At 62.9% G+C, this 24,477-nt stretch carries 17 protein-coding genes and 1 pseudogene; 12 read left to right on the top strand and 6 right to left on the bottom strand.

Annotation, left to right across the window (positions count from 1 at the left end; genetic code table 11):
• Window positions 1–3: 3 nt before the first annotated feature.
• The 3 genes and pseudogenes from mobB to moaE form a co-directional block, all read left to right on the top strand.
• Window positions 4–525 (top strand): annotated as a pseudogene (mobB, locus tag ACGLWX_RS14435) (molybdopterin-guanine dinucleotide biosynthesis protein B); the annotation flags it as partial.
• Window positions 526–585: 60 nt separating this feature from the next.
• Window positions 586–1,380, top strand: coding sequence for a cyclic pyranopterin monophosphate synthase MoaC (moaC, locus tag ACGLWX_RS14430; RefSeq protein ID WP_396241039.1), 795 nt, complete (start codon window positions 586–588; stop codon window positions 1,378–1,380).
• Window positions 1,381–1,881, top strand: coding sequence for a molybdopterin synthase catalytic subunit MoaE (gene moaE, locus ACGLWX_RS14425; RefSeq protein WP_396240707.1), 501 nt, complete (start codon window positions 1,381–1,383; stop codon window positions 1,879–1,881).
• Between the two features lie 24 nt (window positions 1,882–1,905).
• Here the strand turns inward: moaE and ACGLWX_RS14420 are convergent, their stop codons facing one another.
• Entirely contained in the window at window positions 1,906–3,489 is a 1,584-nt protein-coding gene (locus tag ACGLWX_RS14420; protein WP_396241037.1) for a ribonuclease J, read from the bottom strand.
• A gap of 259 nt (window positions 3,490–3,748) precedes the next feature.
• On the opposite strand from ACGLWX_RS14420, the gene purU reads away from it, so the two are divergent.
• Complete coding sequence (purU, locus tag ACGLWX_RS14415; RefSeq protein ID WP_396240705.1) at window positions 3,749–4,603, top strand: formyltetrahydrofolate deformylase; 855 nt, start codon at window positions 3,749–3,751, stop codon at window positions 4,601–4,603.
• Between the two features lie 232 nt (window positions 4,604–4,835).
• Here purU and lexA read toward each other — a convergent pair whose 3' ends face one another.
• On the bottom strand, window positions 4,836–5,510 hold the full coding sequence (gene lexA / locus ACGLWX_RS14410) for a transcriptional repressor LexA (RefSeq protein WP_396240703.1): 675 nt from the start codon (window positions 5,508–5,510) through the stop codon (window positions 4,836–4,838).
• 218 nt (window positions 5,511–5,728) lie between these two features.
• Here lexA and ACGLWX_RS14405 point away from each other — a divergent pair, with 218 nt between their 5' ends.
• The 4 genes from ACGLWX_RS14405 to ACGLWX_RS14390 all read left to right on the top strand — a co-directional run bounded on the left by ACGLWX_RS14405 (window position 5,729) and on the right by ACGLWX_RS14390 (window position 8,662).
• Complete coding sequence (locus ACGLWX_RS14405; protein ID WP_396240701.1) at window positions 5,729–6,406, top strand: TetR/AcrR family transcriptional regulator; 678 nt, start codon at window positions 5,729–5,731, stop codon at window positions 6,404–6,406.
• Window positions 6,384–6,902: a L,D-transpeptidase family protein gene (locus ACGLWX_RS14400; RefSeq protein ID WP_396240699.1), complete on the top strand. Its 519-nt coding sequence runs from the start codon at window positions 6,384–6,386 to the stop codon at window positions 6,900–6,902. The genes ACGLWX_RS14405 and ACGLWX_RS14400 overlap by 23 nt, the downstream gene beginning before the upstream one ends.
• A 73-nt stretch (window positions 6,903–6,975) precedes the next feature.
• On the top strand, window positions 6,976–7,986 hold the full coding sequence (gene nagZ, locus ACGLWX_RS14395; RefSeq protein ID WP_396240697.1) for a beta-N-acetylhexosaminidase: 1,011 nt from the start codon (window positions 6,976–6,978) through the stop codon (window positions 7,984–7,986).
• 97 nt (window positions 7,987–8,083) lie between these two features.
• Window positions 8,084–8,662 (top strand): hypoxanthine-guanine phosphoribosyltransferase, encoded by a 579-nt coding sequence (locus ACGLWX_RS14390; protein WP_252109215.1) that lies wholly within the window; start codon window positions 8,084–8,086, stop codon window positions 8,660–8,662.
• Window positions 8,663–8,682: 20 nt separating this feature from the next.
• Here ACGLWX_RS14390 and ACGLWX_RS14385 read toward each other — a convergent pair whose 3' ends face one another.
• On the bottom strand, window positions 8,683–9,516 hold the full coding sequence (locus ACGLWX_RS14385) for a pyruvate, water dikinase regulatory protein (protein WP_396240695.1): 834 nt from the start codon (window positions 9,514–9,516) through the stop codon (window positions 8,683–8,685).
• Window positions 9,517–9,810: 294 nt separating this feature from the next.
• On the opposite strand from ACGLWX_RS14385, the gene ppsA reads away from it, so the two are divergent.
• Window positions 9,811–12,189 carry a phosphoenolpyruvate synthase gene (ppsA, locus tag ACGLWX_RS14380; RefSeq protein ID WP_396240693.1) on the top strand — a complete coding sequence of 793 codons (2,379 nt, stop codon included), beginning with the start codon at window positions 9,811–9,813 and terminating at the stop codon, window positions 12,187–12,189.
• 149 nt (window positions 12,190–12,338) lie between these two features.
• Entirely contained in the window at window positions 12,339–14,129 is a 1,791-nt protein-coding gene (gene ggt / locus ACGLWX_RS14375) for a gamma-glutamyltransferase (protein ID WP_396240691.1), read from the top strand.
• Window positions 14,130–14,143: 14 nt separating this feature from the next.
• On the opposite strand, the gene ACGLWX_RS14370 is transcribed toward ggt, so the two are convergent.
• The 3 genes from ACGLWX_RS14370 to acnB all read right to left on the bottom strand — a co-directional run bounded on the left by ACGLWX_RS14370 (window position 14,144) and on the right by acnB (window position 19,364).
• A complete protein-coding gene (locus ACGLWX_RS14370; RefSeq protein WP_396240689.1) occupies window positions 14,144–16,021 on the bottom strand; it encodes a glycerophosphodiester phosphodiesterase family protein in 1,878 nt (625 codons plus the stop codon).
• Between the two features lie 66 nt (window positions 16,022–16,087).
• Window positions 16,088–16,594, bottom strand: coding sequence for a ribonuclease E activity regulator RraA (gene rraA / locus ACGLWX_RS14365; RefSeq protein ID WP_396240687.1), 507 nt, complete (start codon window positions 16,592–16,594; stop codon window positions 16,088–16,090).
• Window positions 16,595–16,760: 166 nt separating this feature from the next.
• Window positions 16,761–19,364, bottom strand: coding sequence for a bifunctional aconitate hydratase 2/2-methylisocitrate dehydratase (acnB, locus tag ACGLWX_RS14360; RefSeq protein ID WP_396240685.1), 2,604 nt, complete (start codon window positions 19,362–19,364; stop codon window positions 16,761–16,763).
• A gap of 517 nt (window positions 19,365–19,881) precedes the next feature.
• On the opposite strand from acnB, the gene ACGLWX_RS14355 reads away from it, so the two are divergent.
• Window positions 19,882–20,538 (top strand): tRNA-(ms[2]io[6]A)-hydroxylase, encoded by a 657-nt coding sequence (locus tag ACGLWX_RS14355; protein WP_396240683.1) that lies wholly within the window; start codon window positions 19,882–19,884, stop codon window positions 20,536–20,538.
• Between the two features lie 30 nt (window positions 20,539–20,568).
• A complete protein-coding gene (locus ACGLWX_RS14350; protein WP_396240681.1) occupies window positions 20,569–24,468 on the top strand; it encodes an AAA family ATPase in 3,900 nt (1,299 codons plus the stop codon).
• The last annotated feature ends 9 nt before the right edge of the window (window positions 24,469–24,477 follow it).

Below are 24,477 nucleotides of genomic sequence, written 5' to 3'. Positions count from 1 at the left end.
GGCATGGAGAGGCTCTTGCAACCCAACGATGCGCCGTTTCCGGTGTTGGGCGTGGCGGCCTGGAGCGGAACGGGCAAGACGACGCTTCTGACCGAGCTCTTGCCGCGGCTCAAACAGGCCGGTTTGAGCGTGGGCGTGATCAAGCACGCCCATCACGCCTTCGATATCGACAAGCCCGGCAAGGATAGCTACCGGCTTCGCGAAGCCGGCGCCGCGCCGATGCTGGTGGCATCAAACCAGCGCTACGCGCTGATGCAGGAGACGCCGGCGCAGGCGCCAGAAGGGCCGGATCTTGCGCACCTACTGTCACTGATGGCCGCGCACGCCCCCGATTTGGTGATCGTCGAAGGCTTCAAGGCCTGGCCGCTTTCAAAGCTCGTGCTCTACCGCGATGGCATTGGAGAGACATCGATTCTGCAAAGCGATCATGTGGCTGCAGTGGCGCTCAAGGGCGAGGCCGGTGAGGGCCTTGACGCTTCTATCCCGCGGCTAAACCTTGATAATATCGACGAGATCGCGCGCTGGGTGATCGAATGGACCCGCGCGCACCGTGACGAGGGCACCGCAATGACCAAGGGTAACGACATGCAGCTGACGCATCTGAACGCCCAAGGCGAAGCCAATATGGTGGATATCGCCGATAAAGAGGAGTCCCGCCGGCAAGCGGTGGCGTCGGGGCGCATTGTCATGGCGCCGGCTACGCTCAAGCTCTTGAGCGACGGCGAGCTTCCCAAGGGAGATGTGCTGGCCACGGCGCGCATCGCCGGTATTCAGGCGGCCAAGCGCACCGCTGAGCTGATTCCGCTGTGTCACTCGCTTTCGCTTAGCAAGGTGAGCGTCGACTTTTCGCTCGATTTCGAAAACGGCGCGGTCAACGTCGAGGCGCTTTGCCGGCTCAGCGGGCGCACCGGTGTCGAAATGGAGGCGCTGACCGCCGTGTCGGTGGCGTGTCTGACGCTTTACGACATGTGCAAAGCGGTCGACAAGGAGATGCGCATCGAGGCAATCCAGCTCGAGAGCAAGCAGGGTGGGGTGCGCGGCGACTACCGGCGCCAGCAGGGGCCGATCGTCACCGGCGAGGGCAACCCGGGCGAGGTGAGCGTAGGCGAGCGCTGCGCCGTATCGCCCTGCGTGCGGGTCAAGTTTCTGGCCGAGCTGCGCGAGCAGGTCGGCGAGAGCGATTTGTCACTTTCGCTGGCCGAGCTTGATAGCCGCGACGTGGCCGGGCTCAAGGCGTACCTGAAGGCTCGCGATGCGCGCTTTTCCGCACTGGCGGACAAGCGCACGCTCTGCGCTGTCAATCAGGTGATGGCCAACGATAGCGCGCCGATCACCGATAAGGATGAGATCGCCTTTTTCCCGCCGGTCACCGGAGGCTGAATGCAGACGCCATCACGGGATCAAGCGCTAGCGCCAAGCCCAGAGTCACCGCCTGTTCATATTAGTGTACAGCACGAGGCCTTCGCCCTCGATGAGGGTTACGAGGCGCTCATCGAACATCGACAGGATGTGGGGGCGCTGGTGAGCTTCACCGGGCTCGTGCGCGACTTCAACGAAACGCCGGACGTCACGGGGCTGACCCTTGAGCACTATCCGGGCATGACCGAACAAGCGCTTACCGATATCGCGGTGGAGGCCGCTTCGCGCTGGGCGCTCCAGGGCTTGGTAATCGTGCACCGGGTCGGGCACCTGCGCCCGGGGGATCCGATCGTACGGGTGGTGGTCGCAAGTGCCCATCGGCGCGACGCCTTCAGCGCCTGCGACTTCATTATGGATATTCTCAAGACGCGCGCGCCTTTCTGGAAAAAGGAGCATTCGCGCCAGGGCGATTACTGGGTGAAGGAGCGCACAAGCGACGTTGACGACGCCGCGCGCTGGTAGAAGGTGGAAGATGGGCTACCCGGCTCAGGCGCCGGGCGGCTCGGTCGCCATGATCTGAAGGTGCACCTCCGGCAGGTGCTGGCAGTGGTTGCCCAGCCAGTGAACCAGCCCCGGCGTCAGCGCCTCTCTGAGCTCGGAGAGGGTGTCGACTTCGATCTCGTCGAGCCGCTCGTCGAGCCAGTCGCTAAAGCTCTCTTCGTCGATGGGGCTGGCGCCGCTGGCGTCGAGCATCAAACGGCCGATGCGCTGCCAGCCGGTGTCGGTGGCGCACACCGGCAGCGCCAGAAACAGCGTGCCGCGCCGCGCGCCGCTCGAGTGGCCATCTGCAAGGCCTGGGTGGGGCGTGACGCTGTTTTGATCCACCACCTGGGGCAGCTGCGGATGGCGCGCCTCGACGCGTAACCCTTCGTTGTCCAGGCACAGCATATCGCCGTTGACCGGTGCCAGCGGCGCCTTGATACCGAGCTCTTCCGCCAGCGCCTGGTGCGCCTGCTGGTGCACCGTTTCGCCGTGAACTGGCAAGAGTGCGGCGGGCCGGACCCAACGATAAAGCGTTTTGAGCTCCTCCTGGGCGGGGTGGCCGGTGGCGTGAAGCTCCGGGTGGTTGTTCTCGTCGAAAAGCTTCACGCCGAGCTGGGTGAAGCGCTTTTTGAGCGCCGCGATCGGGCGCTCGTTGCCGGGAATCGCCTTGGCGGAGAAAATCACGTTATCTCCGGCTTCCAGGTCCATGAACGGGTGGCGCCCCTGGGCCAGGCGCTGCAGCGCGGCGCGCGGCTCGCCCTGGCTACCGGTGGCGATCACCACGACTTCGTACGGCGGCAGATAGCCCAGATCCTGAGGCGGCACCAGCGGCGGGAAGTCGTCGAGATAGCCAAGGCCGCGGGCCACGCCCACCATGCGCTCCATCGAACGTCCCATCAGGCTCACCCGGCGCCCGCTTTGGGCCGCCGCCTGGCCGATCGCCCACACCCTGGCCAGGTTGCTGGCAAAGCAGGAGACCACCACACGCCCGCGGCACGCCTTGAGCGTTTGCGTCAGCGCGTTGGCCACCGCGCCTTCGCTGCCGGCACTTCCCGGAAGCGGCGCGTTGGTCGAATCACCCACCACCAGATCCAGCGGCGCCAGCGCCTGAAAGTGCGCCGGGTTGACGCTCGGGCCGATCAGCGGCGTCGGGTCGAGCTTCCAGTCGCCGGTGTGCAATACCCGGTAGCCGCCGGCGAGCATCATGATCGCGCAGCTCTCGGGAATCGAGTGGGTCATCAGCAGATAGCGTAGCGTGAACGGGCCTTCTTCTAGGGCATCGTTGGGCTCGATCACGCGAATCGTGGCGCTGGAAAGATTGTGTTCGGCAAACTTGTGGCGCAGTAATCCGGCGGCCAGGGGGGTGGCGTAGATTGGGCACTGCCATTTGGGCCAAAGCCAGGCGACCGCACCGATATGATCCTCGTGGCCGTGCGTGATATAGAGCGCTTTAGGGGTAATCTCGAGTTCGGCCAACGTAGCGGTGCTGGGTACCTGCAGCGGGGCGCTGGGAAGGTCTTGGCGAATCATCATGCCGCAATCAATGGCGATCCAGTGACCATCGAAACCATAAAGCGTCAGGTTCATTCCTATTTCACCGCAGCCGCCAAGCGGCAAGATGCGCAGGGGCGGGCGGCGGCGGGGTCGAAGTTGAACGCGAGATGGATCCATTGATTTTGAACAGCCTGAAAAGTAAGACTTTAACTATACGGTAAGGCGGGGGCGGCTAACAATCCTGACAGTGTTCCCGATCGTCGCTTGCGCTACACTAACGCCCCCAAGGCCTAAACGGCCCTTGACGACCCCGTCGGGTCGCGTCTTCAAAACGCGTATCAAGAGTGTATTCATGTCGCATTATTACCGTTTAGTAGTTTCCTGCCCCGATCAGGTGGGCATCGTGGCGCGCGTATCGAGCTTCATCGCTCAGCACGGCGGCTCCATCACCGAGGCGAGCCAGCACTCGGATCTGCAAACGGGCCGGTTTTTCATGCGCTACGAAATTCTCGCCGATTCCATCGGTATGAGCGCGGTTGAGCTCGAACAGGCGTTTGCGCCCATCGCCAACGCGTTTTCGATGCAGTGGGCACTGGTCGATACCCAAAAGCGACGCCGGGTGGTGATCATGGTATCGAAAGAGTCTCACTGCCTGGTCGATCTGCTTTACCGCTGGCAGGCCGGCGAGCTCGACTGCGACATCGTGGGAATCATCTCCAACCATCCGGACATGCGCGCGCTGAGCGAGTGGTACGGCATCGATTACCATCACATTGCGGTCGACCCCAGCGACAAGCAGCCGGCGTTCGATGCGGTGCAGCGCCAGGTCGAGACGCTGGAAGCGGACTGCATCGTACTGGCGCGCTACATGCAGATTCTGCCGCCGGCGCTATGTAGCCACTACGCTGGGCAGATCATCAACATCCACCACAGCTTTCTACCGTCGTTCGCGGGTGCCAAGCCTTACCATCAGGCGTTCGAGCGCGGCGTGAAGCTGATCGGCGCGACCTGCCACTACGTGACCGAAGAGCTCGACGCCGGCCCGATCATCGAGCAGGATATCCATCGCGTGAGTCACTGCCACACGCCGACGGATCTGGTGCGCTTTGGTCGCGACGTGGAGAAGTCCGTACTTGCCCGCGGGCTCAGGTGGCACCTGGAAGATCGCGTGCTGATCGATGGCAACAAGACGGTCGTCTTCAACTGATACCGAAAAAGAAACGACGAAGGGGTACGCAAAGTGCCCCTTTTTAATACGCGTTTTAGACGGAGGATTCTGGCTGCGTAGCGACGGCTAACACGGTGCTGTGCCGGGCAGCCCTGCGCGAGGGCGCTGTGAATACTTCCCTGTACGCTACTTACGCCATCCTTGGCGTAAGACCCTCGCTCCGGGCTGCCCGGCACGTTAGAGAGGGCAGTCTCTCGCCGTATAATTCAGCTTAACCCAGCGCCTGGCCGCTGCCGCCACGAATCACGCCGACGCCGACGCCTTCGATATCGAGCTGCTGAGTGCGAAGGTCGATTTCGATCGGCGCGAAATCGCTGTTCTCGGCGTGCAGCGTGACCTGGTGGCCGTCGCGGCGAAAGCGCTTGACGGTGACTTCGTCTTCCAAACGCGCTACGACGATCTGGCCGTCGCGCACCCGCTCGGTGCGGTGTACCGCTAGCAGATCGCCTTCGAGAATGCCGATATCCTTCATCGATAGCCCGCGAACCCGCAGCAGGTAATCCGCCTTGGGCGTGAAGTACTCCGCCGGCAGCGGGCAGTAGCGGTCGATATGCTCGGCGGCCAGAATCGGGCTGCCCGCGGCGACTTCACCGATGATCGGAAGGCCCATGGTCGAGGATTCGATGCTTTCGCTGGCATCAGCGGTGGATTCCGGCGCCTCGACGCCTTCCTGATTGGGCAGGCGGATGCCGCGCGAGGTGTGGCGAATGATGCGGATGGCGCCCTTGCGCTCCAGCGCGCGCAGGTGCTCTTCGGCGGCGTTGGGCGAGCGAAAACCCAGCGCCTTGGCGATTTCAGCGCGGGTGGGTGGGTAGCCGTACTCGTTCATGGTCTTCACGATAAAATCGAATACGTGCTGCTGACGTACGGTAAGAGGACGAGGCATGGCTGACTCCGGGGTAAAAGGTAACTATGAAAAATGACTAAAATATATGTGTTTAAGTATACAGTATGTTCCTCTGTCCAGTATATGACTCAAGCCACGGATTATAAAGCCGTTCGCCTTTAAAAGAGGGCATATCAGGGGTTTGGGCGATTGAGCCCGGGGTTTTAATGGCCTACTATTTCGCGATGTTTTAAACACTCGTTTTTCTGGAGGGCGCCATGGCGCAGTCTGATACCGTCACGCGTATTCTGGATACGGCGGAGGTGCTGTTCGCTGAGCGCGGCTTTGCGGAAACCTCTCTACGTAATATCACCAGCAAAGCGCGGGTGAACCTCGCCGCGGTGAACTACCACTTCGGCTCGAAAAAAGCGCTGATCCAAGCGGTATTCGCGCGCTATCTCGACCCCTTCAGCCAACGCTTTCACGAAGCGCTGGACGAGCTACACGCCCGCTACGGCGATGACGAGATTCCCCTCGAAGTGCTGCTCGAAACCATGGCTACAACGGTGTTGACCGTGCCGGCCGAGCGTAATAGCTTGAAAGTGTTCATGCGCTTGTTGGGGCTCGCTTACAGCCAGGCCCAGGGCCATCTTCGCCGCTATATCCAGGAGCAGTACGGCGACGTTTTCACTCGCTTTGTCGAGCTCGTTCGCCGCGCAACGCCAGGTTTGCCCGATGCTGAGCGCTTTTGGCGGCTGCACTTCATGCTCGGCACGGTGATCTTTACGCTCTCCGGGCTCGATGCGCTGCGCGACATCGCCGCCAAGGAGTACAACGAGCAGGTGTCGGTGCGCGATCTGGTGCGCCGGCTGCGCCCGGTGGTCGTTTCCGCCATGAACGCGCCGTTGCCCCCGGCGCTCGAGGAGGCCCATCATGATCACGCCCATTCTGGCTGAGCTGCCGCCCGCAGAGGCGCCATGGCTTGAAATCGACCTCACCGAGCAGTGCCTTCGCGCCTGGCAGGGCACGTGCGTGGTGCACGAGTGCGCGGTGTCGACTGGCGAAAACGGCGTGGGGCAAAACGAGGGCAGCGGCCAAACGCCAAGCGGCTGGCACTACGTGCGCGCCTCGATTGGAGCGGGGCTTGCCGAGAACGCGGTGTTTCGCGGGCGCCGCTTTACCGGTGAAGTCTTCACGCCCGCTTTGGGCGAACAACACCCGGAGCGCGACTGGATTTTGACGCGTATTCTTTGGCTCTGTGGGCTCGAGCGCGGAGTCAACCGTGGCGGATCAGTCGACTCTCAGCGCCGCTATATCTACCTCCACGGCACGCCGCCGGATGAGCCAATGGGCGTTGCGGCGTCCCACGGCTGCGTTCGCCTGAGAAATCGGGACCTGCTTTGGGTGTTTGACGTTGCCGTGCCGGGTACACCGGTTTGGCTCCATAGCTGAGACGCGAGCCGCCAGTTTTGTTTGAGCGCGGCGATCGACTAGAATGACCGCCCGTTTTGCTGGATAGATGCCGATGACGCAACCGCTTGGCCCGGTCATGCTCGACCTCGAAGGGCCCTTTATCACGCGCGCCGAAAAAGCGCTTCTGGCCGATACCGCCGTTGGCGGGGTGATCCTGTTTGCACGCAACGTCGAAAGCGCCGAGCAGGTCCGCGCGTTGTGCCAAGACATCCGCCGCATTCGACCCGACCTGCTGCTGGGTATCGACCAGGAGGGCGGGCGCGTCCAGCGCATCAAAACCGGCGTGACGCGCTTGCCCGCCATGGCGCGCATCGGCGAGCTTTACGCCGAAGACCCGGAGCAGGGTGGGCAGCTGGCAAGCGACACCGGCTGGCTGTTGGGCATGGAGATGGCGGCCTGCGGGCTCGACGTGAGCTTCGCGCCGGTGCTCGATGTCGAAAGCGGAGTGTCGAGCGTGATCGGCGATCGCAGCTTCAGCACTGATCCCGAACACGTCGCCGCGCTTGGCGCCCGCTTCATCCAGGGGCTACACGAGGCGGGTATGGCTGCCATCGGCAAGCACTTTCCAGGCCACGGCGGTATCGAAGCCGACACCCACCTGACGCTTGCCGAAGATGCCCGCCCGCTTGCCGACCTCAAGGCCCGCGATCTGGTGCCGTTTATCCGTCTGGCGTCCCAACTTGATGGCGTCATGCCTGCCCACGTGGTCTATTCGGCGTTCGATTCGCGCCCGGCCGGGTTCTCTCCCGCCTGGCTTGGGATGCTCAGAGAATCGCTCGGTTTCAAGGGCGCAATTTTTTCTGATGATCTCACCATGGCCGGGGCCCACGTAGCGGGCGGCCCCGTTGATCGCGCCCAGGCGGCGCTGGCGGCGGGCTGCGACATGCTGCTCGTATGTAATGATCGCGACGCTGCGCTCAAGGTGGTGGGCCACTGCCAGGCGCTCGAAAACAAGCGCATTGGTAAGCTGCGCTACGCGCGTGCAAGACCGGATCTTCAGGCGCTCTCTGCGCTCAAGCGCTGGCGCCGCACCAATGCAAGGCTTGGCGAGCTCGTCGATTAACGCACTTCGCTCCAGATTCAACTTTTCCATTTAACTCTTGAAGCGCGGATGGCTGATCGCGCTTCGTTTTTTTGATACCAACCGCCGGAGCCCCACGATGGCCAAACTCGATAAAGAAGCCCTCGAATCGCTGGATTCGATGCGCGAACTGATGGATAACGCCGACTGCCTGATCACCCAGGCGCAGGTCGAAGAAGCGCTGGACCGCATGGCAGAGGCCATCACTGCGGATCTGGGCGACAAGCTGCCGGTGTTTTACTGCGTGATGAACGGCGGACTGATCACCACCGGGCATCTGCTGACGCGCCTGGGCTTTCCGCTGGAAGTGGATTACCTGCACGCCACGCGCTATCGCAACGAGCTGCGCGGCGGCGAGCTTTTCTGGCGCGTCTCGCCGGAGGTGCCCATGGCCGGGCGCCACGTGGTGATCATCGACGACATTCTCGATGAAGGCGCCACGCTCGCCGCGATTTTGAAGTATTGCGAAGAGGCCCAGGCGGCCAGCGTCACGACCGCGGTGCTGGTCGACAAGCAGCACGACCGCAAGGCCGCGCCCGGCCTCAAGGCCGACTACTGCGGCCTCGAAGTGGCGGATCGCTACGTGTTCGGCTTCGGCATGGACTACAAGGGCTACTGGCGCAATGCCCCGGGAATCTTTGCGCCCAAGGGGCTGTAGGGCGTTTTCGATCGCGCTGTTTAACGCGGTGAGAAGCGCCGCGCCAGCCCCGTTTCGGCGATCATGCGCGTCGAGATCTCCTCGATCGAGAAGCGCGTGGTGTCGATGAACGGAATGCTCATCGCCCGGTAGAGCGAGGCCGCCTGTTCGACTTCCTGCACACACTGATCGATCGAGCTATAGCGGCTGTTGGGGCGGCGCTCGTTACGAATCGCCGAGAGCCGTCGCGGGTCGATGGTCAGCCCGAACAGCTTGTGGCGGTGCGCGGCGAGTACCTTGGGTAGCTTGAGGCTTCCGTCCTCGTCCAGGTCGTCTTCGGTCAGCGGGTAGTTAGCCGCACGGATGCCGAACTGCAGCGCCAAATAGAGCGACGTGGGGGTCTTGCCGCAGCGCGACACGCCCACAAGAATGACGTCCGCCTGATCATACTGGTGGGTGCGCGCGCCGTCGTCGTTATCGAGGGCAAAGTGCACCGAATGGATGCGATCCATGTAGACGTCGTCGCTGCCGATGGCGTGGGTGCGGCCCACGCTGTAGGAGGAGTGGGTCGCAAGCTCCTGTTCCAGCGGCTCGAGAAAGGTCGAAAAGACATCGACCTTGAAGCCTTCGGCGCGGCGGATCACATCGCGAATGTCCTGGTCGACGATGGTGTCGATGATGATCGGGCGCTGGCCGTCGCGGTTGGCGGTGGCATCGATGATGTCCGCCAGCGCCTGGGCCTTCTCGATCGTATCGATATAGGGCTTGGTCAGCATCGTGATTTCGACGCCGCTGAACTGCGCCAGAAGGCTTCGCCCCAGACTCTCGGCGGTGATGCCCGTCCCGTCGGAAATGAAAAACGCCGTGCGTTTCATGTCGTTCCCCTGCCTATGAAGTTAAACGCTATTCTTACCGCTTCACCGCGCCAGCACAACGTGTCGCAAACGCGAAGCCAAAGGCCGCTCGCAGGCGCTCGACTACAGAAAAGCCCTTTAACGCCGGTATGTTGTAAAAAACCTTCAGTGACTTGTTACTTAGACTAATGGCGAATACGAGGGGCGAGTGATAGGGTGACACGCTCGATGACAGTGACCGACATGGCGGGGTTGCCCCGTCACCTGGTTCAAGGCGCGGTGGACGTTAGCCGTTGACGAAAAAAGGGGTGTTGCGTGCAAGAGTACATTGTGTGGTTCGAGCAGTTGGGCATGAACGACGTCGAGCGCGTAGGCGGCAAGAACGCCTCGCTCGGCGAGATGATCTCCAACCTGGCGGAAGCCGGTGTCACCGTCCCCGGCGGCTTTGCCACCACCGCTCACGCCTATCGCGAATTTCTCGCCCATGAAGGCTTGAACGACCGTATCAACGCGCTGCTGGCGCGTCTGGACGTCGACGACGTCAAGGCGCTTGCCGAGGCGGGTAGCACCATCCGCCAGTGGATCATCGATACACCGTTGCCGCCGAGCTTCGAGGCCGCGCTGCGCGATGCCTACTCGGCACTTCAGGAGCGTCACCCGAATCTCAAGGCCGCGGTGCGAAGCTCTGCCACCGCGGAAGACCTGCCGGACGCCTCTTTCGCTGGCCAGCAGGAGACCTTCCTCAACATCGAAGGGTTTGAGAACGTCAAACGCGCCGTGCACGAAGTGTTCGCCTCATTATTCAACGACCGCGCGATCTCCTACCGCGTACACCGCGGCTACGCCCACGAAAACGTCGCGCTTTCCGCCGGCGTGCAGAAAATGGTGCGCTCGGAAACCGGCGCCTCCGGCGTCATGTTCACCCTCGATACCGAGTCTGGCTACCGCGACGCGGTGTTCGTCACCGCCTCTTGGGGGCTGGGTGAAACCGTGGTGCAGGGCGCGGTCAACCCGGACGAATTCTACGTTCACAAGCCGACGCTCGCGGCCGGCCGCCCGGCGGTACTGCGTCGCACGCTCGGCTCCAAGCTGATCAAGATGGTGTACGGCGAAAGCGCCAGCGCCGGCAAGTCCGTGGCCACCGTCGACGTGCCGCTTGCCGATCGCGGGCGCTTTTGTATCAACGACGAGCAGGTCATGGATCTTGCCCGCCAGGCGATGATCATCGAGAAGCACTACCAGCGGCCGATGGATATCGAGTGGGCGCTGGACGGCGACGACGGCAAGCTCTACATCGTGCAGGCGCGTCCGGAAACCGTGGTTTCCCAGCAGGAAGGCGGCAAGCTCGAGCGCTTCCACCTCAAGGAGAAAGGCCGCAAGTTGATTACTGGGCGCGCTATCGGCCAGCGGATCGGCAGCGGTACGGTCAAGATCGTGATGACGCCGGACGAAATGGACAAGATCCAGGACGGCGACATCCTGGTGACCGATATGACCGACCCGGACTGGGAGCCGATCATGAAGCGCGCCTCGGCGATCGTCACCAATCGCGGCGGGCGCACCTGCCACGCGGCGATCATCGCCCGCGAGCTCGGCATTCCAGCGGTCGTCGGCTGTGGCGATGCCACGACGGCGCTGCGCGAGGGCGTGGATGTCACGGTATCGTGCTCTGAAGGCGATACCGGCAACGTCTACGAAGGGCTGCTGGATTACGAGTGCAAGGTGTCGAGCGTCGACGCCATGCCGGAAATTCCGTTCAAGATCATGATGAACGTCGGTAACCCGGACCGCGCTTTTGGCTTTGCCGGGCTACCGAGCGCCGGTGTGGGCCTTGCGCGTCTCGAGTTCATCATCAATCGCATGATCGGTGTTCACCCCAAGGCACTCTTGGAGTACGACCGTCAGACGCCGGATCTCAAACAGGTGATCGATGCGCGCACCGCCGGCTACGATGACCCGGTCAGCTTCTACGTCGATAAGCTCGTTGAAGGCATTTCGACGCTGGCGGCGGCGTTCTACCCGCAGCGCGTGATCGTGCGCCTGTCGGACTTCAAGTCCAACGAGTACGAGAACCTGATCGGCGGAAAGCTCTATGAGCCTGGCGAAGAGAACCCGATGCTTGGCTTCCGCGGCGCCTCGCGCTACGTGTCCGAGTCGTTTCGGCCCTGCTTCGAGCTCGAGTGCAAAGCGCTCAAGCGGGTGCGCGACGAAATGGGGTTTTCCAACGTCGAAATCATGGTGCCCTTCGTGCGCACACCCGGCGAGGCGAAACAGGTCGTCGATCTGCTCGCTGCTAACGGCCTCGAGCGCAGCGCCGGCGCGGACGGCCTGAAAGTGATCATGATGTGCGAGCTGCCCGCCAACGCGCTGCTGGCTGACGAGTTTCTGGAGTACTTCGACGGCTTCTCGATCGGCTCTAACGATTTGACCCAGCTCACCCTGGGGCTCGATCGCGACTCCGGTATCGTCGCGCACCTGTTCGACGAGCGTAACGAGGCAGTCAAAAAGCTGCTCTCCATGGCGATCCAGGCGTGCAAGGCGAAAGGCAAGTACGTCGGCATCTGCGGCCAGGGGCCCTCGGATCACCCGGAGCTTGCCAAGTGGCTGATGGAGCAGGGCATCGACTCGGTTTCGCTCAACCCGGACGCGGTGCTGGAAACCTGGTTCATGCTGGCCGGTGAAACCATCGCCTAAATCAATACGTTTTTTTAGAGCCTCGATCCGCCCGGCCGTTGTGCCGGGCGGATGCGTTTTATAGGCTATCTTGTTGAGTGAGTGTCGAACCCCGTTTTTTCCGTTCAGATGTGCCGGCGTTTACGCGTTGAGACGTCAAAGGAGTGATCATGCAGTTACTACGGGCAACGCTGCCCCTGACCGGCCTGCTGCTGGTACCGCTTTACAGCTTTGGCTTCACCTACGAAACGCCATCGGTGACGCCAGAGGTAGGGTCGGGCTATGAAGAAAAGCCCGGCTGGGCAAATGAGAAATTTGCCGTGGCCGCCGCCAACCCGCTGGCGACCGACGCGGGCTACCAAATCCTCAAGGCCGGCGGTAACGCCCTGGATGCCGCCATCGCGGTGCAGATGGTGCTAACCCTGGTCGAGCCGCAGTCCAGCGGCATCGGCGGCGGCGCCTTTTTGATGTATTACGACGGCGAAAACGTTAGCGCCTTCGACGGCCGCGAAACCGCACCCCAGGCGGTGGATGAAAACCTCTTCATGGAAGAGGGCGAGCCGATGGCCTTCATGGACGCGGTGGCAAGCGGACGCTCGGTGGGCGTACCCGGCACTCTGCGGATGCTGGAAACCGCCCACGCCGCTCATGGCCAGCTCGACTGGGCCTCGCTGTTCGTGCCGGCGATCACACTGGCCGAAGAGGGCTTCGAAGTCAGCCAGCGCCTGCACACGAGCCTGGCCGATGACCCGGCGCTGCGCGATGATCCGCTGGCGGCGCGCTTTTACTATGACGAGGCGGGCGAGGCGCTCGCGGTCGGCGAGACGCTGACCAACCCGGCGCTCGCCGCAGTGCTGCGCCGTATTGCCGATGAAGGCAGCCGCGCGTTTTACGAAGGCGAGGTCGCCGAGGATCTGGTAACGCGCGTGCAAAACCACCCAGAGCGCCCCGGCGCGATCACGCTCGAGGATCTAAGCGGCTACGAAAGCGTCAACCGGGAGGCGATCTGTACGCCCTGGCAGCAGTGGCGTGTGTGCGGCTTCCCGCCGCCGTCCTCGGGGCATTTAACGGTGATGCAGATTCTCGGCATGCTCGAAAGCCAGCCGATGGTCGAAGCGCCGCTGGACAACGGGGCGGCCAGCAGCGGCTGGCTCCACCAGTTTCTCGAAGCGTCCAGGCTCGCCTTTGCCGACCGTAATCGCTATATCGGCGACCCGGACTTCGTCGAGGCGCCGGGCGGCGACTGGACGTTGATGCTGGCGCCGGCCTATCTGGAAAGCCGCAGCCAGTTGATCGAAGAGTCGAGCATGGGTGAGAACGCCGAGCCCGGGAACCCCGGCGAGTTCGAGGTGAGCTACGCAAGCCAGCCGACCCAGCCTGAGTACGGCACTAGCCACATCAGCATCGTCGATGAAGAGGGTAACGCCCTGGCCATGACCACCACCATCGAGCAGGCGTTTGGCTCGCGCATCATGGCCGACGGCGGCACCGAGCTTGCCGGCGGTTATATGCTCAACAACGAATTGACCGATTTTTCGTTCACGCCCGAGGTCGACGGTGAGCCGGTGGCCAACCGGGTCGAGCCCGGCAAGCGCCCGCGCTCGAGCATGAGCCCGACGCTGGTGTTCGACCAGGAGAGCGGCGATTTCGTGGCGAGCCTGGGCTCCCCCGGCGGCGCCGCGATCATCTCCTACACCGCGCGTACGCTTTTGGCCATGCGCGATTGGGGTCTGAGCGCTCAGGAGGCGCTGAACCTGCCCCACGCGGTGACGCTCGGCGGCGACGTCTGGCTCGAAGAGGGGCGCTTTCCCGAGGCCACCATCGGCTCGCTCATGGAGCGCGGGCACAACGTTAGCGAGCGCGAGCTTACCAGCGGCCTTCAGGCGATTCGCCGGCTGGAAGACGGCACGCTCTTCGGCGGCGCCGATCCCCGTCGTGAAGGCGTCGTGATGGGCGAATAGCCTTTTACAGCTGGCTACTCGCGTAGCCAGTTGCGCAGCTTCACCAGCATCAGACCGCCATCGCTCAAGCGTTGGCGGTCTTTTTTGAGCGCGTTGAGCCGCTCCGGGTAGTCGGTGATGATCGCATCGACCCCCAGGTCGATCAGCGTCGACATCCGAGCGCGGTCGTTCACCGTCCAGGCATGAATTTCGTAGCCGTAGCGCGCGGCGAGCTCGATCTCCTGGTGGGTGATGCGGTTGTGTCGAAGCCCCAGGGCGTCGAACTGGCGCCGGTCAAGGGTGCCCGGCAGGATGAGCTGGGCCAGCAGCGTCACTCTGAGTGACGGCGCCTGCTCCTTGATGAAGCGTGCAATCGCGGGGGTCATGGTCGCCACGCGCATCTCCAAAAGCGCGTTGGGAAAGCCGCATTCACTCATGGCGTTCAGCGCGCTTGGCTGGCTCGCCCAGCAGCGATAGCGAATATCCGACTCCCGATCCAGCGCCGCCAGCACCGCCTCGGCCAGGCGCTGCTGGTTTTCCGGGGCGGCTTTCATATCGATCATCAGCCCCGCCCGCCCGCGCACCGTTTCCAGCGTCTCGTCGAGCCCGGCAATGGTCTCGCCCGCGAAGGCGTCGCCGAACCAGCTGCCCACATCGAAGCCGGAGAGCTCCTCGCGGGTCAGCTCATCGAAGTCTCTCGGGTCGCCGGTCAGGCGCGTAAGGCTTCGGTCGTGGTACACAAGCACCGCGTCGTCGGCGGTGAGGCGCACGTCGAGCTCCACGTAGTCGGCGCGATCCTCCAGCGCCTGGCGCACCGCGGAGAGCGTATTCTCCGGCGCCACCATGGAGCTTCCGCGGTGGGCGATCACCTTGACGTTGTCGCCAAGCTCGAAGCTGTTGAGAATCCACCAGGCCTGCAGTCCGGCAAGTGACAGCACCGCAAGCTCCAGCGCCCAAGTGAAGCGCCCAGAACTCGCGCTGGGCGCAGGCGCCGGTTCGCCCCTGCCAAGCTGCTGGTAAAGGCAGGCCGAGAGCAGCGCATTCAGCGCAATGCCGAGAAACGTGATGGTCAGCGTGATCAGCACAAAGCCGGTGAGGTAGGCGAGCATCGCCGGAATCAGCACCACGCTCCGCTCCGGCAGCCACCAAAGAAGCGGGGTGACGACCAGGTCAAAAAGCCAAGTGACGAGCACCGGCAGCGCCACGATCAGCGCCAGCAGCGTCAGTACCACCATGCCGATCGAGCGGCGCCAGCCTCGCGTGAGCGGTACGCTCTGTTTGAGCGCCGACAAAGGCGAGCAGCGGGTGAGGGCGACCAAAGGGAGCGCCAGCATCCAGCGCAGATAAAGCCAGGCGGCCAGGCTCATCCAGGCAAGTACCAGCGGCAGCGCACAGGCCAGAAAGTACCAGAGCACCGGTGGGCGAATGCGCTGAAGATAGTAAAGGTCGATGCCGCCGAGCAGCGCGTCAAAAAGCCAGGCGAGCGCGACCATGAACGGCGCCAGCAGCAACAGGTGCGACCCCACCTGAATGACGACCAGCCCGGCCAGTGAAGGCAGGCGCCGGGTGCTTTGCCACAGCGCCTCGAAGGCCAGTTGGTAGTGGTTGTTGCGCGCCCGGGTCGCCACGACCAGCATGCCGGCCTGCTGCCAGTAGATCAGCAGAAAGGCGAACCAGAGCCCCACCGACAGCGTCAAAAGCCCGAGCGGGCTAAAAAGCAGCGCGGTCAGCGCCTCGGTGGTGATGACGGTGCGGTTGAGCGTGGCCAAAAGCCTCTGCGACAGCCAGCCGATGGCCGGTAGTAAAAGCGCCGAGGCCAGCAGCGTGTAGAGCAGATGAAAAGCGATCAGCGGTCTCAAGTGATCCTTGAGCGTTCGGTAAAGGGCACGGCCCAGCGGTTTCAGCGGCTGCATGGCAAACACGTTCGAAGTGATGGAGCGCGCGGCGGAGCCGCGCTCGGTCGTCGATCAGTACACCCTCTAATCGAGGGCAAGTTCGGTGTCGGAAACGAGGATGCCGTTGTTATCGGCGTAGAGCCACTGGCCGGATTTGAGAGTCACGCCACCAAAAGAAACAGGAATGTCGCGCTGACCTTCGCCGTTTTTCTCGCTCCTACGCGGATGGCTGCCCAGTGCCATCACCCCGAGCGGCAGCGTGGCCAGAATATCTACGTCGCGCACGCAGCCAAACATGACCACCCCCGCCCAGCCGTTTTCCGCCGCCTTGAGCGCCAGCATGTCGCCAAGCATCGCGCAGCGGTAGGAGCCGCCGGCATCGACCACCAGCACCGCGCCGTTGCCGGGCTCCGCCACCGCTTCCTTGACCCGCGAGTTGTCCTCGAAGCACTTGATCGTGCGCACGGGGCCGAAAAAGGCGTCGATGCCGCCCATATTCACGAACAGCGGGTCGAGCACGGCTACTTCCGGATGCGCATCGCATAAATCCGGGGTTACAAGGCCTGAGGGAGAGGCGGGCAGGGTGGTCATGGGTCAGCACTCCTTGGCAAAAAACGAAACGGGTGAAAGCGGGCGATAAAAAACGCCCCGCCCTCAAAAGAGGAGCGGGGCGTTCGGTCATCGACTCAGAGAGGAAAACGGATAACCCCTCTGCGATGGTGCGAGCATCGGCGATGGGTCGGTTACCAAAAAGCGGTTAAGCTTCCTGAGCAACCGGAATCACGTTCGAGGCGATCTTCTGATACTCCTCGATTTCGTGGAAGTTCATGTAACGATAGATCTCGCCGGCCATGGCGTCAAATTCACCCATGTAGCGCTGATACTCTTCAACGCTTGGCAGGCGGCCTTCGACGGCGGCAACCGCCGCCAGCTCCGCCGAGGCGAGGTACACGTTGGCACCATCACCCAAGCGGTTCGGGAAGTTACGTGTAGACGTAGACACCACGGTGCTTTTCGCTTCGACGCGGGCCTGGTTACCCATACACAGTGAACATCCCGGCATCTCCATCCGCGCACCGGCGCGGCCGTAGATGCCGTAGTACCCTTCTTCGGTCAGCTGATGCTGATCCATCTTGGTCGGCGGGGCCAGCCATAACCGCGTTTTCAGGCTGCCCGCCGGCTGTTTCTCGAGCAGTTTACCCGCCGCACGGAAGTGCCCGATGTTGGTCATGCACGAGCCGATGAAGACTTCATCGATCTTCTCACCGGCAACGTCAGACAGAAGCCGCGCATCGTCCGGGTCGTTCGGTGCACACAGCACCGGCTCCTTGATCTCTTCGAGATCGATTTCAATGATCTCGGCGTACTCCGCGTCCTTGTCCGCGCGCATCAGGCTCGGGTTGGCAAGCCATGCTTCCATCCCTTCGATGCGGCGGCTAATGGTGCGCTCGTCACCGTAGCCGTTGGCGATCATCCACTTCAACAGCGTGATGTTCGACTTCAGGTATTCACTCACGCTCTCGTCGGACAGCGTGATGGTGCAGCCCGCCGCACTACGCTCGGCAGAGGCGTCGGAAAGCTCGAAGGCCTGCTCGACGGTCAAATCCTCGAGACCTTCGATTTCGAGAATACGGCCGGAGAAAGCGTTCTTCTTGCCGGATTTGGCAACGGTCAGAAGGCCCTGCTTGATGCCGTAAAGCGGAATCGCGTGGACCAGATCGCGCAGCGTAACGCCGGGTTGGCGCTTGCCCTTGAAGCGCACCAGCACCGATTCCGGCATGTCCAGCGGCATGACGCCGGTGGCGGCGGCAAACGCGACCAGACCAGAGCCCGCCGGGAAGGAGATGCCCATCGGGAAGCGGGTGTGCGAGTCACCGCCGGTGCCGACGGTATCCGGCAGCAGCATGCGGTTGAGCCAGCTGTGAATGATGCCGTCACCCGGGCGAAGCGAGACGCCACCGCGGTTCATGATGAAGTCGGGCAGAGTGTGGTGCGTGTCCACGTCCACCGGCTTGGGGTAGGCCGCGGTGTGGCAGAACGACTGCATCACCAGATCCGCCTGGAAGCCCAGGCACGCCAGGTCCTTGAGCTCGTCGCGCGTCATCGGGCCGGTGGTGTCTTGAGAGCCGACGGTGGTCATCTTCGGCTCGCAGTACATGCCCGGGCGCACGCCGGGAAGATCGCAGGCCTTGCCGACCATCTTCTGGGCCAGGGTAAAGCCCTTGCCGGTATCTTTAGGCTGCTCGGAGAGACGGAACACGTCGGAGGCTTCAAGGCCGAGGGACTCGCGCGCCTTGCCGGTCAAACCGCGGCCGATGATCAGCGGAATACGGCCACCGGCGCGTACTTCGTCCAGAATCAGCTGGGTCTTTAGCTCAAAAGTGGTAAGGACGTCGTCGGTGCCGTGCTTACACACCTTGCCTTCATACGGGTAGATGTCGATGACGTCGCCCATTTCGAGCTTCTCGACATCCATTTCGACGGGCAGGGCGCCTGAGTCTTCCATGGTGTTAAAGAAGATCGGCGCGATCTTGCCGCCAAAGCAGAAGCCGCCGGCGCGCTTGTTGGGAACGAAGGGAATGTCGTCACCGAAGAACCACAGCACCGAGTTGGTGGCGGACTTGCGCGAGGAGCCGGTACCCACGACGTCGCCCACGTAGGCGACCGGGAAGCCTTTGTCCTTGATCTCGTTGATCTGATCGAGCGGGCCGCGGGTGCCGGGCGCTTCGGGCTTGATGCCTTCGCGCTCGTTTTTGAGCATGGCGTTGGCGTGCAGCGGGATGTCCGGGCGCGACCAGGCGTCAGGGGCCGGGGAGAGGTCATCGGTGTTGGTTTCGCCGGGGACCTTGAACACGGTCAGGGTGATTTTTTCCTCGAGCGCGGGCTTGGAGAGGAACCACTCCGCCTCGGCCCAGGAGGCGATGACGTCTTTTGCCACGGCGTTGCCGTTTTTGGCGCGCTCTTCCACGTCGTGGAAGGCATCGAACATCAGGATGGTGTGCTTGAGCTGCTCACCGGCTTCCTTGGCAAGCTCGTCGCTGTCGAGAAGCTCTACCAGTGAAACGATGTTGTAGCCGCCCTGCATGGTGCCCAGAAGCTTGACCGCATGCGTTTTGTCGACCAGCGGTGACTCGGTTTCGCCCTTGGCAACGGCGGTCAGAAAGCCGGCCTTGACGTAGGCGGCTTCGTCGACGCCCGGCGGGATGCGGTTGGTGAGCAGCTCTAGAACGAACTCCTCTTCTCCGGCCGGCGGATTTTTCAAAAGCTCGATCAAGGCCGCGGTCTGTTCGGCGTTCAGGGGCTTGGGTGGTACGCCCTCGGCGGCGCGTTCCTCGACATGTTGGCGATAAGCTTCAAGCACGTTGGGGCCCTCTCGTTTTCTTGATGGTACCCGGCCCGCCCGCACGGTTTCGGGCATGCCTGGGCACGTGATAGTCGCTTGATAGGCAGCGTCTAATGGATGGCGGCGATTCTACGTGAAACTGTCGACAATGTTAAGCGAGCAACCGTCACTGACCATTTAGCGGGCTATCCAGTGTGCCAAACGCTCGTTTAAGCTGGCTTTTCTCGATACGTGGAGACCTCAACGCTGACGCGCACTCTCGTATCACGTTAAAAGCCGTTTGCAATCACACCGCTATAGACCATTTAATAATGTGAGCGTTAAAGGCGCGGGCCGCTGTCAACGCTTGAGACCTCAGGGCGGCTTTAAACCTTGCGCGAAGCTGAGCCAAAGTTGAGTTAAACACGTGTTATGGTATTGGCGTTAAAGAGCGTATTGCCGTTAAAGGTTGCAAAAGGGCGATGGCCCAAGGACACGGACGCCGCGCCAGGGCGTTGTACCGTATTTCATTAGTAAGGGCGCTTGGTAACCGTATATGTCGATAGAGTTAGCCGAACTGAAGTCGCAGGATCACGCGCTTGGCGCCGAGGACCTGCTGCCGGAAAGCCTTAGCGCCTTTTTGGCATGCCCAACGCCGGATGCGTGGCTGGGCTGGGCGCTGGCCAACCCCGAAACGCTGCTGATCGATCACGCTCAGTGCGAGAAAAAAGCCGCCTCAACGGCGATGCATCTTCTGTATCGCCACGTCGATCAGCCGCTGCTGCTTGCCAAAATGTCGCAGCTCGCCCGCGAGGAGCTTCTCCATTTCGAGCAGGTGGTCGGGTTGATGGAGCGTCGCGGCGTCACCTATACCCACCTGAGCGCGTCGCGCTACGCCGAAGGACTCAGACAGCACCTGCGGCCCAACGAACCCGAGCGGCTGATCGATATCTTGATCATTGGCGCGTTGATCGAGGCGCGCAGCTGCGAGCGTTTCGCGCGGCTGATCCCCTACCTCGATGAAGAGCTTGCCCGGTTTTATCGCACGCTGGTCAAGTCGGAAGGGCGCCACTTCGAGGATTACTTGCTGCTGGCGCGGCAGCAAACGGCGGAGCCGATCGATGATCGCATCGCCTTTTTTGTAGCGCGTGAAGCCGAGCTGATTACTTCGCCCGATACAGCATTTCGTTTTCATAGCGGTGTGCCGGCCTAAGTCGAGCCCCGTCCAGCCAGGATGAGTCTCATGCGCGATGCCAAGCAGATCGACAAGCTGACCCTTTTTGGACACTTCTCTCTAACGCTTGGAGAGGACGTACTGACCCATTTCAGCTACGACAAAGTCAAGGCGCTGCTGATTTATTTGTGTCTGCATCGCCAGCCCGTCAATCGCGCCGCGCTCGCCGAGCTGCTTTGGCCGGATCAGGGACTCTCCTCCGGGCGCACCAACCTGCGCCACGCGCTTCACTGTCTGCGCCAGTCGCTTGGCGACAACGCCGACACGGTGCTCAACGTCTCGCGTCAGACCATCGCCTTCAACCTGCCGGCCCACTGGCAGGTCGATCTACACGAGCTGCAAACGCTTCTCGAAGGCCCGGCGGATCTCGACACGCTCGAGGCGGTGATGGCCTGCTATCAGGGCGATCTGGTCGAGGAACTACAGCTTGCCAACTGCAGCGAGTTCCAGCGCTGGCTGGTGCAGGCGCGCAACGAGTGGCGCCAGCGGGTGATCCGCTTTGCCGAACAGGTGCTCGAGACGCAAAGTGACGTGCCGGACGCGGTGATCGAGGAGCTGGTCAGCTGCTTCTCTGGTTACGGCCCGTTTCACGAGCGGCTGGTGCGCCAGTTGGCTGAAAACAACCACATGGCCGCGGCCCACGAGCAGTACCAAAGCTACCTCCAGCTGCTGGCGCTCTCGGGTCAGCAGCCCGAGCCCGGCTTTCTACAGCTGGCAAGCTACTGGTCCGACGGCCAGGTCGACCCGCAGATCGTTAGCCCCCAGGGCGCCTACTCGCGGGCGCTGGCCGCCGACAGCAAACCGCTACGCGAGGATGAAATCGAGCTGCGCCAGCTCTCGGTCATGGCCATTCGCCTGACGCTCCAGGGCGACTGGCAGGAGCGCGGCGCCATGCGCCACTGCCTGACGCTCCAGCTCGAGCTCTTGCGCTGGCTCGAGCAGCAGTGCCATCACCTGGGCGGCTTTTGGCTGCCTGGCGCGACCGGCGGGGTGGGGCTTGCCTGCTTCGGCACCCACGGACCGGCCCATCAGCTCGCCGAGCTGGTGGCGCTGTTCGAACACTGCCGCCAGGCGCTGCCTCAGGAGATCACGCGGCGCTGGAGTATCGATCAGCAGGCGCCGAGTTTCGAGCTCGCCGCCGGACTCAACAGCGGCCGGGTCGTCTATCTGCCGGAGCGCCAGCTCGCCGATCCGCTGGGCCAAGTGGCTCAGCTGTCGCTATCGCTGATGAGCGCCGCCGAAGGCAGCGAGCTGGTGATCTCGCAAGAGGCGAGCCAGCACATGCCGCCGGCGCTCGATCTGCAGCCCAGGCTTTCGTCGCGGCTGGTAGCAAGCGATGGCCGCGTGCGCCTGCGCGCGCTGGTGCTGGGGCAGAACGAGGGCGGGCGCGATGCCACCCCGCCAAGTCTCATCGGCCGTGAAACCGCGTTGAGAGCGCTGCGCGACGGCCAGGCCCGGGCGAGCATCGGGCTACGCCAGAGCATTCTGGTGCGCGGCGGCACGGGCATGGGTAAGTCCGCGCTGATGGTCGGCTTTCGCCAGCTCGAGCTCAGCCGCGACGCGGCGGTGTGCTGGCTGCCCACCACGCGCCTTTCGGTGCTGGAGCCCTACGGCGTCGCCCGCCAGCTGCTTGCCTGGCACTGCCAAAAATCAGTTGATCTGGAGGCGCTTCACGCGCTGCAGCAAACCCTCGAGATCACGTCTCTTGATGACGGGCGCCAGGAGCTTTTGGAGCAGGCGCTGGGCGCGAGGGAGGTCGAGGATAGCGCCCAGCTCACCCAAAACGGCGACGCCGTAGAGCTGGTCGCGCGGCTTCTACACCGGCTGATCGAGCGCGAGGCGCAAAGCCGCACGCTGCTGCTGATGATCGATGACCTGCAGTGGCTCGATGAACCCTCTTTCAAGGTGCTGACCGGGCTGCAGGCCAGGCTCCCCATCAACACCGCTTTCATGCTGGTGGCCAGCCACCACGGCCGCGAATCGCTTCCGGTCAAGCTGCACTGGGACCAGCAGATATCGCTTGGCAAACTCGACGCTGGCCAGTCAGGGCGGCTTTTGACCCAGCTCGCCAAACGCTACCAGGTCCACCTGAGCCCCAGACTCAAAAATCAGATCGTCGAGCGTTGCGACGGCGTGCCGCTCTACCTGCAAGAGATTTGCCGACGGCTGGATTTGGATCGCCGCGAGGGGCGCAGCGTTCAGTTCAACGAGCTGCCCAAGGGGCTTTTAGGCCTTTTGACTAGCCGAGTCGACCAGCTCGAGCGCGACCGCGACATCGCTCACGTGGCGGCGGTGCTCGGCCGACGTTTTCGCTTGGATATGCTGCTCGCCGCCACTCAGACCGACAAGGGCAGGCTCTTGAAGGCGCTGGAGCACATGCGCCAGCTCGAAATCATCGATGCCTTCGAGCAGCCCGGCATCGAGAGCGAATATCAGTTCAGCCATCAACTGCTGCACGAAGCGGCGTACCTCTCTTGCCCGAAGGACGTGCGCACTGCGCTTCACCAACAGGTCGTCACGCTGATCGAAGAGCGCTTTCCCATGTGGATCAGCCGCCACCCCGGCGACTTTGCCAACCACTTGCGCCGCAGCGGTCACCAAACCCGCGCTGCACGCTACTTCGAGCTCGCCGCCCGCGAGGCGCTCAAGGTCAGCGCTAACCGCACGGCGCTCAAGATGGCGGATTTCGGCTTGGGCTGCCTGGGGGAGGCGGTGGATCACCTCGAGCGCGAAGTGAGTCTTCTCACCGTCAAGGGGCAGGCCGCCTTCGCCCTCGAAGGCCACGGCTCGCCGACCGCCCAAGAGTGTTTCGTCAGCGCCCGGGAGCTTTTGCGCAACGCCGGGGGCGACCCGCTCGAGGACCCGGAGGATCTCGAGCAGATCTTTCTGGTTAAGTGGGGGCTTTGGCTCAGCCGCAGCCAGCGCTACGCCCACGCCGACGCCTTTGCGCTGGCCGCCACGCTTTCCAACATCGCCAAGCGGTTGGACGACCCGCGCTATGGTCGGCTCGCCGACTACGCCGGCGCCCAGTGCGAGTACTGGGCCGGGCGTATCGCCCAGGCGTTCGACCACTTCAATGAGATCGACCCGCTCAACGCGCCGATGATGATCGAGTGGCTGCCGTTCTCGGAGCACCCCCAGGTGAGCGCGGCCTGCTTTCAGGGCTGGACGCTGTGTCTTCGCGGCGATTACCAGCGCGCCGAGCGCCATATCGCCGCGGCGATTCGTCTGGCCGAAAAAATTGGCCACCCGGGGACGCTGGCCATCGCCCTGATGTTCGCCACCGCGCTCTATCGTCAGCTCGGTCACGTTCATTTGGCCGCGCGCCACGCCGAACGCGCCGCGGCGATGACCGCCACGCCGGACCTGCAGCTATGGCAGATCTCCGCCCAAGGCGTGCTTGGCTGGCAGCAGGCGCTCAGCGGTGATCCGGCGGGGCTTTCAAGGCTCAAGGAGAGCCTCGATCAAATGGCGGAGCTTAATGGCCGCGACCGCTTTCAGCGCCCGGTACTTTGGTACGCCGACGCCTGTATCGAGCTTGGGGAGCTCTCTTCCGCCGAGGAGTATCTGGATCAGTGCTTGACCATTGCCCGTGAGCGCAGCAGCCTGTTTTTACCGGAGATCGCCACCCAGCTTGCCAAAGTGCGCCACCTGCTGGGCTATTCGAAAAACGAGGTGACCGCACTGGCTGAACTTGCCATCGACCACGCTCGCGAGCAGGGCAATCGCCACCACGAGCTCGCCGCGCTCGAGTTCTGGCTGACCCATATTGCCCCGGATGATAGAAAGACGCGCGAGCTCTTCCGCGAAAAGCTGGCAAGCGTTAGCCACAGCGATGCGCCGGTGCTGGTGCGCTGGATCAACCTGCTCGAGCGGCGCCTGCCGCAGCCTGCCGGGGTTGAAAGCTAGAAGGAGGGT

Source organism: Halomonas sp. HMF6819, assembly GCF_044335525.1.
Lineage (GTDB): Bacteria > Pseudomonadota > Gammaproteobacteria > Pseudomonadales > Halomonadaceae > Vreelandella.
This window is presented reverse-complemented; position numbering and strand designations above follow the sequence as displayed.